This window comes from Geodermatophilus sp. URMC 63 (genome assembly GCF_053502565.1).
Genome location: NZ_CP199956.1, coordinates 812457 through 827475, shown reverse-complemented (window position 1 = coordinate 827475; position 15019 = coordinate 812457). Strand labels below are relative to the sequence as shown.

Here is a 15019-nt window from a genome sequence, read left to right as displayed (position 1 = left end):
AGTCCCCGCCCGGCGCCGCGCGGTCACCCCGACGGGGGACGACCGGGCCGCCCTGCGGCCTAGCATCTGCCTCGTGAGCCCGCTGGTCGCCCTCGTGACCGGCCTCGTCGTCGGCGCGGTGGTCGCGGCCGCCGTCGTCCTGCTCGTCCGCCGCCCGGCCGCCCACCCCGAGCGGACCGCCGGCGAGCCCGACGGCGCGGCGCGGGAGGCGCAGCTGGCCCGGCGGCTGCTCGACCTCATGGACCCGGCGGTGCTCGTCCTCGACGTCGACGACGCCGTGGTGCTGGCCAACCCCGCCGCCCGCGGGCTCGGCATCGTCCGCGACCACCGGCTGCTGGTCCCCGAGCTGCTGCGCCTGGTGCGCGACGTCCGCGGCGGGGGCAGCCGCCGGGCGGACGTGACGCTGCCCGGCGACCTCGTCGGTGGCGGCCCGCGCACGGTCGGCGTCCACGGTGTGCGGCTGGAGAGCGGCCCGGCGCCGGTGCCCGGCCCGGTCGCCCTGGTGCTGCAGGACGTCACCGAGGCCCGCCGGGTGGAGGCCGTCCGCCGCGACTTCGTCGCCAACGTGGGGCACGAGCTCAAGACGCCGGTCGGCGCGCTCGGGCTGCTGGCCGAGGCGATGCAGGGCGCCGCCGACGACCCCGAGACGGTGCAGCGCTTCGCCACCCGCATGGCGCACGAGGCCGACCGGCTGGCCCGCCTGGTCCGCGAGCTCATCGACCTCTCCCGCCTGCAGGGCGCCGAGCCACTGCCCGAGCTCGCGCCGGTCGACGTCGACACCGTGCTCGCCGAGGCCGTCGACCGCACCGGCCTCGCCGCCGCCGCCAAGGGCATCACCATCGCCGTCGGCGGTCGCCGGGGGCTCGTCGTGCGCGGTGTGGAGGCCCAGCTCTCGACGGCCGTGACCAACCTGCTGGCCAACGCCGTGGCCTACAGCCCGGCCGACACCCGCATCGCCGTCGGCGCCCGGGCGCGCTCGGGCTTCGCCGAGATCGCCGTGACCGACAGCGGCATCGGCATCCCGCGCCAGGACCGGGGACGGGTCTTCGAGCGGTTCTACCGCGTGGACCAGTCGCGGGCCAGCAGGACCGGGGGCACGGGGCTGGGCCTGGCGATCGTCAAGCACGTGGCCAGCAACCACGGCGGCTCGATCAGCGTGTGGAGCGAGGAGGGCCTCGGCTCCACGTTCACCCTGCGCATCCCCCTGGCGGTCGAGGGCCGCCCGGACACCCCCGCCGCGGCGGCCGACGCCGCGCAGGTCCTCCAGGAAGGACGGTCATGACCCGAGTGCTGGTGGTGGAGGACGAGGAGTCCTTCTCCGACGCGCTGTCCTACATGCTCGGCCGCGAGGGGTTCGAGGCGGTCGTCGCCCCCAGCGGCCCCGAGGCCCTGGCCGAGTTCGACCGCGCCGGGGCGGACATCGTCCTGCTCGACCTCATGCTGCCCGGGCTGCCCGGCACGGAGGTCTGCCGGGCGCTGCGCTCCCGCAGCAACGTCCCGATCATCATGCTGACGGCCAAGGACTCCGAGGTCGACAAGGTGGTCGGCCTCGAGCTGGGCGCCGACGACTACGTCACCAAGCCGTACTCGGCACGCGAGCTGGTCGCCCGCATCCGCGCCGTCCTGCGCCGCCGGGGGGACGTCGAGGCGCCCGCCGACGGCGCGCTGGAGGCCGGCCCGGTGCGCATGGACGTCGAGCGGCACGTCGTCGCCGTGGACGGCGAGGCGGTCGCGCTGCCGCTCAAGGAGTTCGACCTGCTCGAGCTGCTGCTCCGCAACGCCGGACGGGTGCTCACCCGCGGGCAGCTCATCGACCGGGTCTGGGGCTCGGACTACGTCGGCGACACCAAGACCCTCGACGTCCACGTCAAGCGGCTGCGCGCCAAGATCGAGCCCGACCCCGCCAACCCCAAGCACCTGGTGACCGTCCGCGGCCTGGGCTACAAGTTCGAGCAATGACACGATGACACTGTCGGCCTACCGGCCGACACCGCGGCCAGGTGCCTCGTCACCTGGCGCTGAGCCCTGCCACGGCGTCCCGGGCGGGAGCCTCCGGCCCCGCGACCGGTCCGCCGTCCTCCGCAGGGCGGCTCACGTTCGAGCCGCCCGCATGACGAAGCCGTCCGGCTGGGAGCCCGCGGGGTCACTGGCCCCGGCCGGTCTCCTCCTGGAGCTCGTCGATCTTCTTCGAGGCGTCGGCCTTGGTGATGTCCTCCGGGACGTCCTCCCCGGCCTGGCGCGCCAGGGTGTGCAGGTAGCTCTTCTGCGCCCCGGTGGCGGGCTCGTCGCCGGTCACCCAGTCCGACGGGTCCTTCTCCGCGGTCGGGTCGCCGGCCTGTCCGGTGTTGACGTTCGATTCGCTCATGTGTTCGAGTCTAGGCGTGGGTGAGCTCCGCCGCAGGTCGAGCAGCCGCCACCGCGGCGCGGGCCTGCTCCCAGCGCCGGCCGGTCCGGTACACGTGCACGCTCCCGCAGGCGGGGCACTCGACCGACAGCGCGACGTGCGTCGGGTGGTTGGCGACCGATCGGATCCGCCGGTCGGCGACCAGCTCGTCGGTCCGGGTCACGGGGCAGGTGATCAGCAACATGGGACGAGCGTGCTCCGGCCCGCGGGGCGCGACGAGTGGCAGATGTGACACGGATCGCGTCTTTCCTGCCATGATGTCGGCGTGACCGGAACCGACCGCCCGCTCGTCGTCAGCCTGCTCGCCGGCGACGGCGTCCTGGGCGCCTTCGGCCTCGGCGTCGCCGCCGAGGTCTTCGGCTACGACTACCGCCGCCTGGGCATGCCGCGGTTCGACTTCGCCGTGGTCACCGACCGCCCGGGCATCGTGCGCACCGACACCGGCCTGGCGCTGTACGTCGAGCACGGTCTCGAGCGGCTGGACACCTCCGACGTCGTCCTGGTGACCGCGTGGGAGAAGCTGTCCGCGCCCGTCCCGCCGGCGGTCCTCGAGGTGCTGCGGGCCGTGCACGCCCGCGGTGCGCAGATCATCAGCCACTGCACCGGCGCCTTCGTCGTCGCGGAGGCCGGCCTGCTCGACGGCCGGCGGGCCACCACGCACTGGCGGTACGCCGGTGAGCTGGCCGCCCGCTACCCGCGCGTCGACGTCGACCCGCGGGTCCTCTACGTCGACGAGGGCACGGTCATCACCGGCGCCGGCACGGCGAGCGGCGTCGATGCCCTGCTGCACTTCGTCCGGCGGGAGTGGGGTGCGACGGCGGCCAACGCGCTGGCCCGCGAGATGGTGGTCCCGCCGCACCGCGACGGCGGGCAGGCGCAGTACATCGACACCCCGGTCGCCCGCTGCGAGGACGACCTGCTGGGCATCGTGCTCGACTGGGCGCGCGCGCACCTGGCCGAGGACATCAGCGTCGAGGCGCTCGCGCGGCGGGCGCTGATGAGCCCGCGCAGCTTCGCCCGCCGGTTCAAGGCCACCACCGGGACGACGCCGCACGCCTGGCTGCTCGCGCAGCGGCTGGCCGCCGCCGAGGCGCTGCTGGAGGAGACCGAGGCGCCCGTCGAGGAGATCGCGCGGCTGGTCGGCTTCGGCACCGCTGCCGGGTTCCGCGAGCAGTTCGCCCGCCGCCGCGGGGTGTCCCCGCGGGCCTACCGGCAGACCTTCCGCACGGCCGCCGCGGTGCCGGCCGGTGAGGGCTCGGCCGCGTAGGACTCCACCCGTCGGCCCTGCGCTGCACGCGCTCGCAGTCAGGGACGGCGGGACGTCGTCCGTGCGGCGAGGCGCTCGGCCAGCCAGGCGTCCCGGCCGGTCAGCGCGGCTCGTGCCATGCCGGTGGGGTGACCGGTGAACCCGTGGGGCGACTCCGGGTACACGCGGACGTCGACGTCCACCCCTGCGGCGGAGAGCCGTGCCGCCATGACCAGGTTGTCCTCGAGCAGGACGTCCGACGCCCCGACGGTCACGAGCGCCGGCGGCAGGCCGCGCAGGTCGCCGAAGACCGGCGACACGTCAGGGACGCTGCGATCGGCCAGGTGGCCGGCGTAGGCCTCGAGGAACCACTCGTCGGCGATCCGCCGACCCGCTGGGGTCCGGCCGCTGAGGTCGTAGGTGCCGAACTGCAGGTCGGCACCGGAGAAGCGGTCCGCACGGCCCCGGTCCCGGAGCCGCAGCAGCGTCGTCACGGCGAGGGTGGCCCCGGCCGAGCTCCCGCCGATCGCCAGGTCGGTGGTGCCGAACCGGGCCCCGGCGTGCTCGACGAGCCAGAGCGCGGCGGCCTCGCAGTCGTCCGGCGCGGCCGGCCAGGGGTCCTCGGGGGCGAGCCGGTAGCCGACGCTGACGACGACGATCCCGAGCGACCCGGCGAGTGCCGCGTTGCGGGCGTCGGCGCCGGCCGTCGGCCCGAGCGAGAAGCCCCCACCCGGGATGTCGAGGTACACGCCGCGCACCTCCGCGACCTCCGGCACCGTGATCCGCACGGGCACCTCCCGGCCGGGTGCACCCGCGACCCGCTCGACGGTGACGCCCTCGCGCTGCGGAGCGGGGACGAGCGCGGCCCGGGCCTCCCGCAGTTCCTCCAGGGACGCGGGGCCTCGCCGCTCCCCGCGCGCGGCGTAGAACGCCCGGCTCTCCGGGACGTGCCGCAGGAGTCCTGAGGGCACCAGCCCGTCCAGACCGACCTGCACGGGATCTCCTCGTCCGCCGGGACACCGGTGCCCGGACCTGCGCGTCAGTCCAGGGGAACGGGCCGGGCCACCCCGACCAGGGAGTCCAGCCGGCCGGCGTTGGCCGCGGCCAGCGGGCTGCGCACGACCTGGGTCAGCGCGAGCCCGGCGCGGGCCAGCAGCACCGCGTGGGTGCGCGGGGTGAAGTGCCAGATGTGCTCGGCCGGCTTGAGCGTCCACCAGCGGGTGCCCAGCAGGCGGGCGGGCAGCGACGAGACGTAGGGCGTGGAGAACAGGACGACGCCGTCGTCGGCCACCAGGGACCGCACCGTGCGCCAGAGGTCGAGCGGGTCGGGGACGTGCTCGACGGTGTCCCACGCGCAGACGACGTCGACGCCGGGCCGCAGCGGGGCCTCGGCGAGCTGGCCGCAGAAGACGTCGAGCCCGAGCGTCTCGCGGGCGTGCCGGGCGCCGGTGCGCGACAGCTCCACCCCGCTGGTCTCCCAGCCGGCCCGCCGGGCGGCGTCCAGGAACAGCCCGTAGCCGGCGCCGACCTCCAGCAGCCGGCCGCCGGGGCCGCGGCCGCGCACCCGGTCGAGCAGCGCGAGCCGACCGGCGGTCCAGGTGCGTTGCAGCAGCATCGCGGCGTCGAACCGCCGGGGCTCCTGGGCGGCGTCCCCGTAGACGCCGCCCTCGAAGTAGCCGACGTCGTCGTAGAGCCGCTGCAGGGCTGCCGGCGCCAGCCGCGGGCTGATGAAGACCAGGCCGCACCGGGGGCAGCGCACGACGCCGAAGGGGGCGAGGTCGTGCACGAGCCGGCCGCGCACACCGCACAGGCAGCAGTCGACCTCCTCGGTGTCCTCGGTCGTCCAGGTCACCGGGGCAGTCACGCGGTCAGCCTACGGAGCCGCCGGTGCCGCGCCCGGGACCCGTCCGCGCCGCGCCGACCGGCGCTCCGGCCACGCCGACGGCGTCCTCGGTCCGGCCCTCGCCGTGCTCGGGGTAGCGCTGGGCCAGCAGCGTGCTGATCCGCCGGCGGACGGCGTGGGACACCAGGCCGCCCCCGTCGGGGGTGCCGTCGGCGCCCAGCAGCTCGCCCGGGACGACGACGTAGCGGTCGGGCGCGGCCTCGGCCTGGGCGAGGAACGCCGCGCGGACCGCGCCGGCGTCGGCGTCGGCCGGGCCGGCGGTGACGGGGGAGTCGACCACCACGGTGAGGTCGGGCAGCAGGCCTCGGGTGGCCCACAGCGAGGTGCGGAAGATGCGGTCGGCGTCCAGGCCCTGCCCGGCGCCGTGGAAGGCGATCGAGGTGTCCACGTAGTGGTTGCACACCACGACCTCGCGGCGGCCGAGCGCCGGACGGATCACCGTGGCCACGTGCTCGGCGCGGTCGGCCGCGGCCAGCAGCGCCGCGGTGTAGGCGGCCACCGACCGGCCCTCGCCGTCGGTCACCGAGCGGTCGTCGGCCGGCTCGGGCGCCGGCGGGTACAGCAGCCGGCGCACCTGCCGGCCCAGCGCGGTGTCGCTCGGCTCGTGGGTGGCCACCACCGGGCGGCCGGCCTCGCGGAGCACCCGGGCGAGGTCGGCGGTGTAGCGGCGGGTGAGGTCGCGGTCGGCGCCCTCGACGACGACGAACAGCCCGATCCCGCTGGAGGAGGCCGAGAGGATGTCCGAGCTGCCCCACAGGAGGCGCAGCGTGTCCCGCGGGCGGGTGCGCGACCGGCCGCGCGGGGCCACCTGCCGCACGGCGTAGGCGCTGACCAGCAGGGCGATGACGCCGCCGATGAGCAGGGTCAGGCCGGGACCGCTCAGGGTCAGCAGCAGCTCGCCGAAGCGCAGGTCGTGCGTGCCGAGGAGGCCGGCCAGGCCGGGCCCGACGGCGACGGCGAGCAGCAGCACGATCCGCACCGAGGAGATGACGAAGGCGAACACCCGCCCGCGCAGCCGGTCCTCGACCTCGAAGCCGATCAGCGTGTAGCCGATGATCCACGAGACCCCGGCGAACAGGCCGACCAGGAAGGCCGCGCCGGTGGCCAGGACGAAGTCCTGCAGCACCGACATCGCCAGCAGGGCGACCCCGGCCAGGCCGATCGAGCGGGCGAACAGCGACCGCCGCGGCACGGTGGGCAGGATGCGCGGCCCGACCAGCATGCCCAGGGCCAGGCCGGTGAACACGACGCCGAAGACGACGCCGTACCCGGCCGTGCCGGCGTCCAGCGTGGCGATGTAGAGCTGGGCCACCCCGATGATCAGCCCGCCGGCCCCGAAGGCGCCGATGACGCCGACGTAGAGCGCCCGCATGAGCGGCTGGTTGCGCAGGAAGGACACGCCCTCGACGACGAGGGAGAAGACGTTGGTCGGCGCCTCGCGGTCGACCGCCGTGGGCGGGATGAGCGCCCGCGAGAGCAGCACGGTGGTGGCCGAGACCCCGAAGCTCGCCGCGTTGAACAGCAGCGCGACGACGATCGCCGTCCGCGCGTCCGAGGTGCCGCCGCTGCCGGGGAAGACCCGGCTGACCGTGGACAGCAGCGCGAACAGCAGCGCGGCGACCGGGACCGCGCCGTAGACGCTGAACAGCGAGACCTGGTTGGCGACGGCCAGCCGCTCCCGCGGCACGATCGCGACCCAGATCGCCTGCTTGGCCGGGTTGGTGAACAGCCCGACGGCCTCGACGAGGAACTGCGCGACGTAGAGCCAGGTGAGCTCGTAGGTCAGGCCGATCGACAGGTACAGGCCCAGCGCCAGCAGGTCCCCGACGACGACGGTGGTGCGCCGGTCGAGCCGGTCGGCCAGGGCGCCGGCGAGCGGGCCGAGGACGAGGTCGGGCAGCAGCCGGGTCAGGATGACGCCGGAGATGGCCGCGCCCTGCACGGCGGTCGACTCCTGGCTGGTCAGCTGCTGGGCCATCGCGGTGGTGGCCAGCAGACCCAGCCAGTCGCCCAGGCTGGAGACGGCGATGGCCGCCCACATGCGGCGGAACACCGGGATGCGCAGCAGCGCCAGCAACGCGTTCTCGTGCACCTGCCCGCCGGCCGACGACCTCGACGCGCCCGCCCCGGGGCTCGCCGCCTGTCGGTCGCTCACAGTCCTCGCCGTCCGGTCGTCGCGGTGGTGGCGAGCAGGGTACTGGCGGACGGTGCGCTCCGGGCGCTCCCGCGGCCCGGGCGGGGCGTCGGGTCAGCCGGCCGGGTGACCCCGCCGCTGCAGGGTCAGGGACACCGGGGCGGGGCTGGCCGGGTGCGGCGCGACCAGGCCCTGGTCGAGCCGGGCCTCGGTCAGCCGGCGCAGCTCGGCGTACGCCGCCGGGCCGAGCAGCGCGGTCAGCTCGGGGCCGTAGGTGAGCACCAGCGGCTCGGGGGAGACGTGCGCGGCGGGGGAGCCGGTGCACCACCAGTGCAGGTCCGCGCCGCCCGGGCCCCAGCCGCGCCGGTCGAACTCGCCGATGGTGCTCACCAGCACGGTGCTGCCGTCGGGTCGCTCGACCTCCTCCTGCTCGCGGCGCACGGGCAGCTGCCAGCAGACGTCGGGCTTGGTGGTCAGGGGGTGGAGGTCCTCGCGCAGGGCCATGCGGTGCAGCGCGCAGCCGGTGCCGCCGGGGAAGCCGGGCCGGTTGAGGAAGACGCAGGCGCCGTCGACCAGGCGCGTGCGCAGGGAGCGGACGCCGCCCTCCTTGGGGCCCTCGTCGTCGGCGGAGTCCTCCTCGGTCCAGGCGCCGCGCCCGACGGGGGCCAGCTGCCAGTCCTCGTCGTCGAGGTCGGCGACCGCGGCGGTCACCCGCATCAGGTCGTCCTCGTCGCTGAAGAATGCGCCGTGGCTGCAGCAGCCGTCGTCGGCCCGGCCGGGGACGACACCCGCGCAGCCGCGGCCGAACACGCAGGTCCAGGCCGAGGAGAGCCAGGTGAGGTCGGCCCGCACCCGGTGCCGCGGGTCGGCCGGGTCGGGGAACTCGACCCACTCGCGGGCGAAGTCGGGATCGACCTCGGGAGGCGTGTCGTCCACGGCCCCAGCCTAGAGAGGGGAGGCCCTCCCCCTCACGCCTCGCTCCGCTCGGCGCGAGCCTCCGGAGGGGGGCCGTGCAGACTGACCGCATGCGGCTCGGGGTGCTGGACGTCGGCTCGAACACCGTCCACCTGCTGGTGGTCGACGCCCACCGCGGTGGCCAACCGACCCCGCAGCACGACGACCGCTGGCTGCTGCGCCTCGCCGAGCACGTCGGGGACGACGACGTGCTGTCCAAGGAGGGCGAGAAGGCGCTGGTCAAGGCCGTGCGCAAGGCGTGCGAGAAGGCCGAGGAGATGGGGTGCGAGGAGGTGCTCGCGCTGGTCACCTCCGCCATCCGCGAGGCGCGCAACGGCATGGAGGTGCTCGAGCGGGTCCGCCGGCAGACCGGCGTCGAGCTGCAGGTGACCAGCGGGGAGGAGGAGGCCCGGCTGACCTTCCTCGCCGTGCGCCGGTGGTACGGCTGGAGCGCCGGCCGGCTGCTGGTGCTCGACATCGGCGGCGGTTCGCTCGAGCTGGCCGGCGGCACGGACGAGGACCCCGACGTCGCCCTGTCCGTGCCGCTGGGCGCCGGCCGCATGACCCGCCGCTTCCTGCCCGAGGCGGCCACCGGCGGCCGGCCCGACCTCGCCGCCCTCACCGCCCTGGGGGAGTACGCCGCCGACGTGCTCCGGCCCGCGGCCAGGAAGCTCCGGGGAGCCGGGCCGCCGGACCTGGTGGCCGCCACGAGCAAGACGTTCCGCACGCTGGCGCGGCTGACCGGCGCCGCGCCCTACTCGGCCGGGCTCCGGGTGCACCGGGAGCTCACCGGCGACGGCCTGGGGCAGCTGATCGGCTTCGTGTCGCGGATCGAGTCGCGCGCCCTGGCCGAGCTGCGCGGCGTGTCGCCCGACCGCGCGCACCAGATCCCCGCCGGCGCGGTCGTGGCGCGGTCCGCCATGCAGGCGCTGGATCTACCCTCCGTGCGGATCTGTCCGTGGGCGCTGCGGGAGGGGGTCATCCTCCGGCGACTCGACTCGTTGGGGGACGTGGGATGAGCCAGCCGCCCAGGGACCCCGGGCCCCGCCGGGACCCGGAGACCGGCGGTCGCCCGCTGGCCGACATCCTCCGCGAGGCCGGCATCGAGGCGCCGCGCAGCGTCCGGCGCCGGGGCCGCGGCGAGGACACCGGCGAGACCCCCATCCGGCAGCGCCGGCGCGACCCCGACACCGACGCCGGCCGGCCCAACCCCGGCCGGCGTGCCAGCGACACCGGCCGGGTCGCCGACACCGGACGCCTCTCCCACGACACCGGAGGGGTCCCCGGTGCCGGGCGGGTGTCCCGCGACACCGGACGGGTGTCCCGCGACACCGGACGGGTGGCCGGCGCCGGGCGCTCGTCCCGGGGCGTCCCCCCGCCCGCCGCGGCCGTGAAGGGGCCGGCCGAGCCGTCCACCGCGGCCATCCCGGGGCTGCGGCCCACCGGCGGCAAGCCCGGCGTCCCGGGTGCCGCCGGAGACGCCGCGCCGGCCACCGGCCCCATCCCGGTGACCCGGGCCGACCAGCCCGAGGTGCTCGAGGACGAGCCGCTCGGCACCCGCGAGGGCGTGGTCGCCTGGCTGCGCTTCGCCGGCGAGCTGGTCCTGGCCCTGGCCGCCGGGGTGGGCATCTACTTCCTGTCCACCGTGGTCTGGGAGCAGCTGCCCCAGGTCGCGGTCGTCCTCGCGCCGCTGGCGGTGACCGCGCTGGTCGCCGGGGTGGCCGCGTGGCGGCAGCGCGCCGGCCGGGAGCCCATGGGCCCGCGGCTGGTCGCCGTCCTCGTCTTCGCCGGCACGCTGCTCACCATCGCCCCGGCCGCCGGGCTGCTCGCCGCCGCCGGCTGAGGCGTCGGCGGCGGTTCCTCACTCGTCCTCGTCGTCCCCGTCGGTGGCGGCCTGCGCGAACTGCTCGACGATCGCCGCGCCGAAGGCGTCGAGGTCGTCGGGGTTGCGGCTGGTGACCAGGTTGCCGTCGACGACGACCTCCTCGTCGACCCACTTCGCACCGGCGTTGCGCAGGTCGGTCTGCAGCGAGGGCCACGACGTCATCCGCCGGCCGCGTACGACGTCGGCCTCGGCGAGCACCCACGGCGCGTGGCAGATCGCCGCCACCGGCTTGTCGGCGTCGAAGAACGCCTTCACGAAGGCGACCGCGTCGGCGTCGGCCCGCACGAAGTCGCCGTTGATGACGCCGCCGGGCAGGACCAGCGCGGCGTAGTCCTCGGGGTCGGCCGAGGCGACGGTCGTGTCGACCTGCTTCTGGTCGCCCTTGTCGATGTGCTGGTACATGGTGATGGTCCCGCTGTCCAGCGACACCAGCTCGGGCTCCGCTCCGGCCTCCTCCAGCGCCTGCCACGGCCGTTCGAGCTCCACCTGCTCGACGCCGTCGGTCGCGAGCACGGCCACCTTCATCCCGTCCAGTTCTCCTGCCATGCGGCGGCGGCTACCCGGGCCCGCGGGGTGGCACACGCCCGGCGCACTACGGTCCGACCGGGACCTCGACAGGCGGGAGCAGGGACATGAGCGAGCGGCGGGGCCTGGCGGTCCTGGGCGGCGGGAAGATGGGCGAGGCGCTGCTGGCCGGGCTGGTCCGGCGGTCCGGGCCCGAGGGCGTCGTCGTCTGCGAGAAGCACCCGGAGCGCGGGCAGGAGCTCGCGCAGCGGTACGGCGTCGAGGTCGTCGGCCTCGAGGAGGCCGCCGCCCGCTCGCGCGTGCTGCTGCTGGCGGTCAAGCCTCAGGACCTGCCGGCGCTGCTGCGCCTGCTCGCTCCCTCGGTCACCCCCGGGCACCTGGTGGTCAGCATCGCCGCGGGCGCGTCCACCGCCACCCTCGAGGCGGCCCTGCCGGCCGGGGTGCCGGTGGTGCGGGTCATGCCGAACACCCCCGCGCTGGTCGACGAGGGCATGAGCGTGCTGTCGGCCGGGGCCTCGGCCGGGGAGGCCGAGCTCGACGAGGCCGAGGCGCTGCTGTCGACGGTCGGCCGGGTGGCCCGCGTGCCCGAGCACCAGCAGGACGCGGTGACGGCGCTGTCGGGCAGCGGCCCGGCCTACTTCTTCTACCTGGTCGAGGCGATGGTCGACGCCGGCGTGCTGCTGGGCCTGCCGCGGGCGCTGACCACCGAGCTGGTGGTGCAGACCGCGCTGGGGTCAGCGGTGATGCTGCGCGAGTCCGGCCAGCACCCGGCCCAGTTGCGCGACGCGGTGAGCAGCCCCGGCGGGACGACGATGGCCGGCATCCGCGAGCTGGAGCGCCACTCCGTCCGGTCGGCGCTCATCTCGGCCATCGAGGCGGCCGCGCAGCGCTCGGTCGAGCTCGGCCGGGCCGACGGGAGCCGCTGACCGTAACCGCTACGACGCGGCCGAAGGGGGACGCTGCGTCACCGAGTCGACACAGCGCCTTGACGACGCGCCGATACGGCTGTGCAGCGTGTTGCCTACGTGTAGTTCTGCCCAGGACGGACCGTTCCGCCTGTCCGTTTCTTCCATCGCATCTGTCACGTCGGTCCCCCTACTCTCTGTATCAGCACGTGCGTGTCCCGTAGTCGGTGGGGAAGCCGACGCCCGACGCGTGCTAGGTCTGGAGACTGATCATGACCATGCCCCAGCGCACCCACGCCGCCTACGTCCGCCCGGCCGTCCCCGGCCCGCGCCCGATGGGCCGCCCGATCCCGGCCGCCACCATGGCCCGCCCCGTCGGCCCGCAGCACCCGGCCGCCGTCCCGGTCGGCCGCCCGGTCGTCCCGCAGCAGCGCGCCACGGTCACCTTCCTGACCGTCGCCGAGGTCGCCAGCATGATGCGCGTCTCCAAGATGACCGTGTACCGCCTCGTGCACGCCGGCGAGCTCGCCGCCGTCCGCGTCGGTCGCTCCTTCCGCGTCCCCGAGCGCGCCGTCCAGGACTACCTGCGCGACGCCTACACCGACATCGCCTGAGGTGAGGACCTCCCTGCCCCCACGCCTCGCTCCGCTCGGCGCGGGCCCCTGCAGGGAGCCACCTGATCCCCTCCGGTGGTGGGATCGACCCCGGCCGGGTTCCCGCGGCAGCGTCGCCGCGGGGGCGCCGGGTAGGCTCGGGCCCCGAGCGACACCCCGGCCCCGGCCGGAGCCGTCGCACACGAGCTGATCCACACTCGCGTGGCGCCCGGTTCCGCCCCTGCGGTCCGTGCCACGCGGCCACGACGTCGGGAGCAGGACATGGGTTCGGTCATCAAGAAGCGGCGCAAGCGGATGGCGAAGAAGAAGCACCGCAAGCTGCTCAAGAAGACCCGCGTGCAGCGTCGCAACAAGAAGTGAGCTGACGCTCGTGCCGCCTGCCGTCGTCCTGGTCACCGGTGTGAGCCGGTGGCTCGGCGGTGCGCTGGCGGCCGAGCTGGCTCGCGACCCCGCCATCGGGCGGGTCATCGGGGTGGACACCGTCCCCCCGTCGGCCGAGCTGCTCCGCCGCCTCGGTCGCACCGAGTTCGTCCGCGCCGACATCCGCAACCCGCTGATCGGCAAGGTCATCAGCACGGCGGGTGTCGACACCGTCGTGCACATGAACATCAGCTCCACCCCGGCCGGGTCCGGCGGGCGGGGGCCGATGAAGGAGCTCAACGTCATCGGGACGATGCAGCTCCTCGCCGCCTGCCAGCGCGCGCCGTCGGTGCGCCGGCTGGTGCTCAAGTCGACCAGCGCCGTCTACGGCGCCTCACCGCGCGACCCCGCCGTCTTCACCGAGGCCATGCAGGCCCGCCGGGTGCCGGCGGGCGGGTTCGCCAAGGACAGCCTCGACATCGAGGGCTACGCGCGGTCGTTCTCGCGCCGCCGTCCCGACGTCGGGGTCGCCGTCCTGCGGTTCACCAACTTCATCGGCCCGCGGATCGACTCGGTGCTCACCGGCTTCCTGCGCATGCCGGTCGTCCCGACCGCCCTCGGCTACGACGCCCGCGTGCAGCTGCTGCACGAGGACGACGCGCTGGGCGTGCTCACCCGGGCCACCACCGGCGAGTTCGCGGGCACGGTCAACGTCGGGGGAGAGGGCACGTTGCTGCTGTCGCAGGTCATCCGCCGGCTCGGCCGGCTGCAGCTGCCGGTGCCCTCGCCCGCGCTGGGCTCGCTGGGCCGGCTCACCCGCCGGTTCGGCTTCGTCGACTACTCCCCGGAGCAGATGCGCTTCCTCAACTTCGGCCGCGTCGTCGACACGACCGTGCTGCGCACCGAGTTCGGCTACACCCCCCGGTACAGCACGGAGGCCGCGCTGGACGACTACGCACGCACCGTGCCGCCCGTCGTCCCCAAGGACCTGGTCGGTGAGGTCACGACGCAGGCCGAAGCGCTGGTGGCGCGCGCCGGCGCGCTCTCCTCGTCGGTCGGCAGCGCGGTGCACGGCCGGCTGCGGCCGGCGCCGGCGTCCCCCGGCCTGCGGGCGGTGCGCGATGCCTGAGGCGCGCGTCATCCCGCTGCGGCCCGACGACGAGCAGTCGCACGTCCCGTCGGCGTCGGACCCGACCTGGGACGAGCAGGTGGTCGGCGGCCTGGAGTTCCTCCGCCGCCGGATGACCGGCGAGTACGGGACCGATGAGTTCGGCTTCGACCCCGACCTCACCGACCACGTGCTGCTGCCGCTGCTGCGGCCGCTGTTCCGCCGCTGGTTCCGGGTGGAGACCCACGGCGTCGAGAACGTGCCCGCGGACGGCGGGGCGCTGGTCGTGGCCAACCACTCCGGCACGATCCCGGTCGACGCCCTCATGGCCACCGTGGCGCTGCACGACGACCACCCCGCGCAGCGGCGGTTCCGGCTGCTCGGCGCCGACCTGGTCTTCGACCTGCCCGCGGTCGGCTCCCTGGCCCGCAAGTTCGGCGCCACGCTGGCCTGCACCGAGGACGCCGAGCGGCTGCTGACCGGCGGGGAGCTGGTCGGCGTGTTCCCCGAGGGGTTCAAGGGGATCGGCAAGCCGTTCCGCGACCGGTACACCCTGCAGCGCTTCGGCCGCGGGGGTTTCGTCACAGCCGCCCTGCGCACCGGCAAGCCGATCGTCCCCTGCGCCATCGTGGGCGCCGAGGAGATCTACCCGATGGTCGGCAACGCCAAGACCGTCGCCCGGCTCTTCGGCCTGCCCTACTTCCCGATCACGCCGACGTTCCCGGCGCTCGGCCCGCTCGGGCTCGTGCCGCTGCCGTCGAAGTGGCTGATCGCCTTCGGCCGCCCGATCGAGACGGCGTCCTACGGGCCCGCCGCCGCCGAGGACCCGATGCTGGTCTTCAACCTCACCGACCAGGTGCGCGAGACCATCCAGCAGTCGATCTACCAGCTGCTCCTGCAGCGCACCTCCGTGTTCTCCTGACGGCCGGTCACCTCCTGACGGTCGTGCACCCAGCCGGGCCCTCAGGGGCGTCGAGACGC

General features: G+C 75.4%; 17 protein-coding genes. 10 read left to right on the top strand and 7 right to left on the bottom strand.

Annotated elements, in window-relative coordinates; translation table 11 throughout:
* The first annotated feature begins 73 nt into the window (after positions 1 to 73).
* Positions 74 to 1282, top strand: a complete 1209-nt coding sequence (locus ACWIZO_RS04015; protein ID WP_448641230.1) for a sensor histidine kinase — start codon at positions 74 to 76, stop codon at positions 1280 to 1282.
* Positions 1279 to 1959 (top strand): winged helix-turn-helix domain-containing protein, encoded by a 681-nt coding sequence (locus tag ACWIZO_RS04010; protein ID WP_448641229.1) that lies wholly within the window; start codon positions 1279 to 1281, stop codon positions 1957 to 1959. The genes ACWIZO_RS04015 and ACWIZO_RS04010 overlap by 4 nt, the downstream gene beginning before the upstream one ends.
* Positions 1960 to 2143: 184 nt before the next feature.
* Here the strand turns inward: ACWIZO_RS04010 and ACWIZO_RS04005 are convergent, their stop codons facing one another.
* Together ACWIZO_RS04005 and ACWIZO_RS04000 are read right to left on the bottom strand one after the other, a co-directional pair.
* Positions 2144 to 2365: a DUF3072 domain-containing protein gene (locus tag ACWIZO_RS04005; RefSeq protein ID WP_073421249.1), complete on the bottom strand. Its 222-nt coding sequence runs from the start codon at positions 2363 to 2365 to the stop codon at positions 2144 to 2146.
* 10 nt (positions 2366 to 2375) lie between these two features.
* A complete protein-coding gene (locus ACWIZO_RS04000; protein WP_448641228.1) occupies positions 2376 to 2588 on the bottom strand; it encodes a hypothetical protein in 213 nt (70 codons plus the stop codon).
* Positions 2589 to 2669: 81 nt separating this feature from the next.
* On the opposite strand from ACWIZO_RS04000, the gene ACWIZO_RS03995 reads away from it, so the two are divergent.
* Entirely contained in the window at positions 2670 to 3671 is a 1002-nt protein-coding gene (locus ACWIZO_RS03995; protein WP_448641227.1) for a helix-turn-helix domain-containing protein, read from the top strand.
* Positions 3672 to 3709: 38 nt separating this feature from the next.
* Here the strand turns inward: ACWIZO_RS03995 and ACWIZO_RS03990 are convergent, their stop codons facing one another.
* The 4 genes from ACWIZO_RS03990 to ACWIZO_RS03975 form a co-directional block, all read right to left on the bottom strand.
* Positions 3710 to 4645, bottom strand: coding sequence for an alpha/beta hydrolase (locus ACWIZO_RS03990; protein WP_448641226.1), 936 nt, complete (start codon positions 4643 to 4645; stop codon positions 3710 to 3712).
* A 44-nt stretch (positions 4646 to 4689) separates the two neighbouring features.
* Positions 4690 to 5514: a class I SAM-dependent methyltransferase gene (locus ACWIZO_RS03985; RefSeq protein WP_448641225.1), complete on the bottom strand. Its 825-nt coding sequence runs from the start codon at positions 5512 to 5514 to the stop codon at positions 4690 to 4692.
* Between the two features lie 4 nt (positions 5515 to 5518).
* A complete protein-coding gene (locus ACWIZO_RS03980) occupies positions 5519 to 7708 on the bottom strand; it encodes a bifunctional MFS transporter/dTMP kinase (RefSeq protein ID WP_448641224.1) in 2190 nt (729 codons plus the stop codon).
* Between the two features lie 93 nt (positions 7709 to 7801).
* A complete protein-coding gene (locus ACWIZO_RS03975; protein WP_448641223.1) occupies positions 7802 to 8623 on the bottom strand; it encodes a hypothetical protein in 822 nt (273 codons plus the stop codon).
* Between the two features lie 74 nt (positions 8624 to 8697).
* Between ACWIZO_RS03975 and ACWIZO_RS03970 the strand changes: the two genes are divergently transcribed.
* Both ACWIZO_RS03970 and ACWIZO_RS03965 read left to right on the top strand, forming a co-directional pair.
* Positions 8698 to 9660 carry a Ppx/GppA phosphatase family protein gene (locus ACWIZO_RS03970; protein WP_448641222.1) on the top strand — a complete coding sequence of 321 codons (963 nt, stop codon included), beginning with the start codon at positions 8698 to 8700 and terminating at the stop codon, positions 9658 to 9660.
* Positions 9657 to 10484 (top strand): hypothetical protein, encoded by an 828-nt coding sequence (locus ACWIZO_RS03965; RefSeq protein WP_448641221.1) that lies wholly within the window; start codon positions 9657 to 9659, stop codon positions 10482 to 10484. Before ACWIZO_RS03970 ends, ACWIZO_RS03965 begins: the two co-directional genes overlap by 4 nt.
* An 18-nt stretch (positions 10485 to 10502) precedes the next feature.
* On the opposite strand, the gene ACWIZO_RS03960 is transcribed toward ACWIZO_RS03965, so the two are convergent.
* On the bottom strand, positions 10503 to 11072 hold the full coding sequence (locus ACWIZO_RS03960; protein WP_448641220.1) for a type 1 glutamine amidotransferase domain-containing protein: 570 nt from the start codon (positions 11070 to 11072) through the stop codon (positions 10503 to 10505).
* An 86-nt stretch (positions 11073 to 11158) separates the two neighbouring features.
* Here ACWIZO_RS03960 and proC point away from each other — a divergent pair, with 86 nt between their 5' ends.
* The 5 genes from proC to ACWIZO_RS03935 all read left to right on the top strand — a co-directional run bounded on the left by proC (position 11159) and on the right by ACWIZO_RS03935 (position 14960).
* Positions 11159 to 11977: a pyrroline-5-carboxylate reductase gene (gene proC, locus ACWIZO_RS03955; RefSeq protein WP_448641219.1), complete on the top strand. Its 819-nt coding sequence runs from the start codon at positions 11159 to 11161 to the stop codon at positions 11975 to 11977.
* Positions 11978 to 12228: 251 nt separating this feature from the next.
* A complete protein-coding gene (locus ACWIZO_RS03950) occupies positions 12229 to 12570 on the top strand; it encodes a helix-turn-helix domain-containing protein (RefSeq protein WP_448641218.1) in 342 nt (113 codons plus the stop codon).
* Positions 12571 to 12831: 261 nt separating this feature from the next.
* Positions 12832 to 12930: a 30S ribosomal protein bS22 gene (locus tag ACWIZO_RS03945; RefSeq protein WP_012854759.1), complete on the top strand. Its 99-nt coding sequence runs from the start codon at positions 12832 to 12834 to the stop codon at positions 12928 to 12930.
* Between the two features lie 10 nt (positions 12931 to 12940).
* Positions 12941 to 14059: an NAD-dependent epimerase/dehydratase family protein gene (locus ACWIZO_RS03940; RefSeq protein WP_448641217.1), complete on the top strand. Its 1119-nt coding sequence runs from the start codon at positions 12941 to 12943 to the stop codon at positions 14057 to 14059.
* Entirely contained in the window at positions 14052 to 14960 is a 909-nt protein-coding gene (locus ACWIZO_RS03935; RefSeq protein WP_448641216.1) for a lysophospholipid acyltransferase family protein, read from the top strand. The genes ACWIZO_RS03940 and ACWIZO_RS03935 overlap by 8 nt, the downstream gene beginning before the upstream one ends.
* The last annotated feature ends 59 nt before the right edge of the window (positions 14961 to 15019 follow it).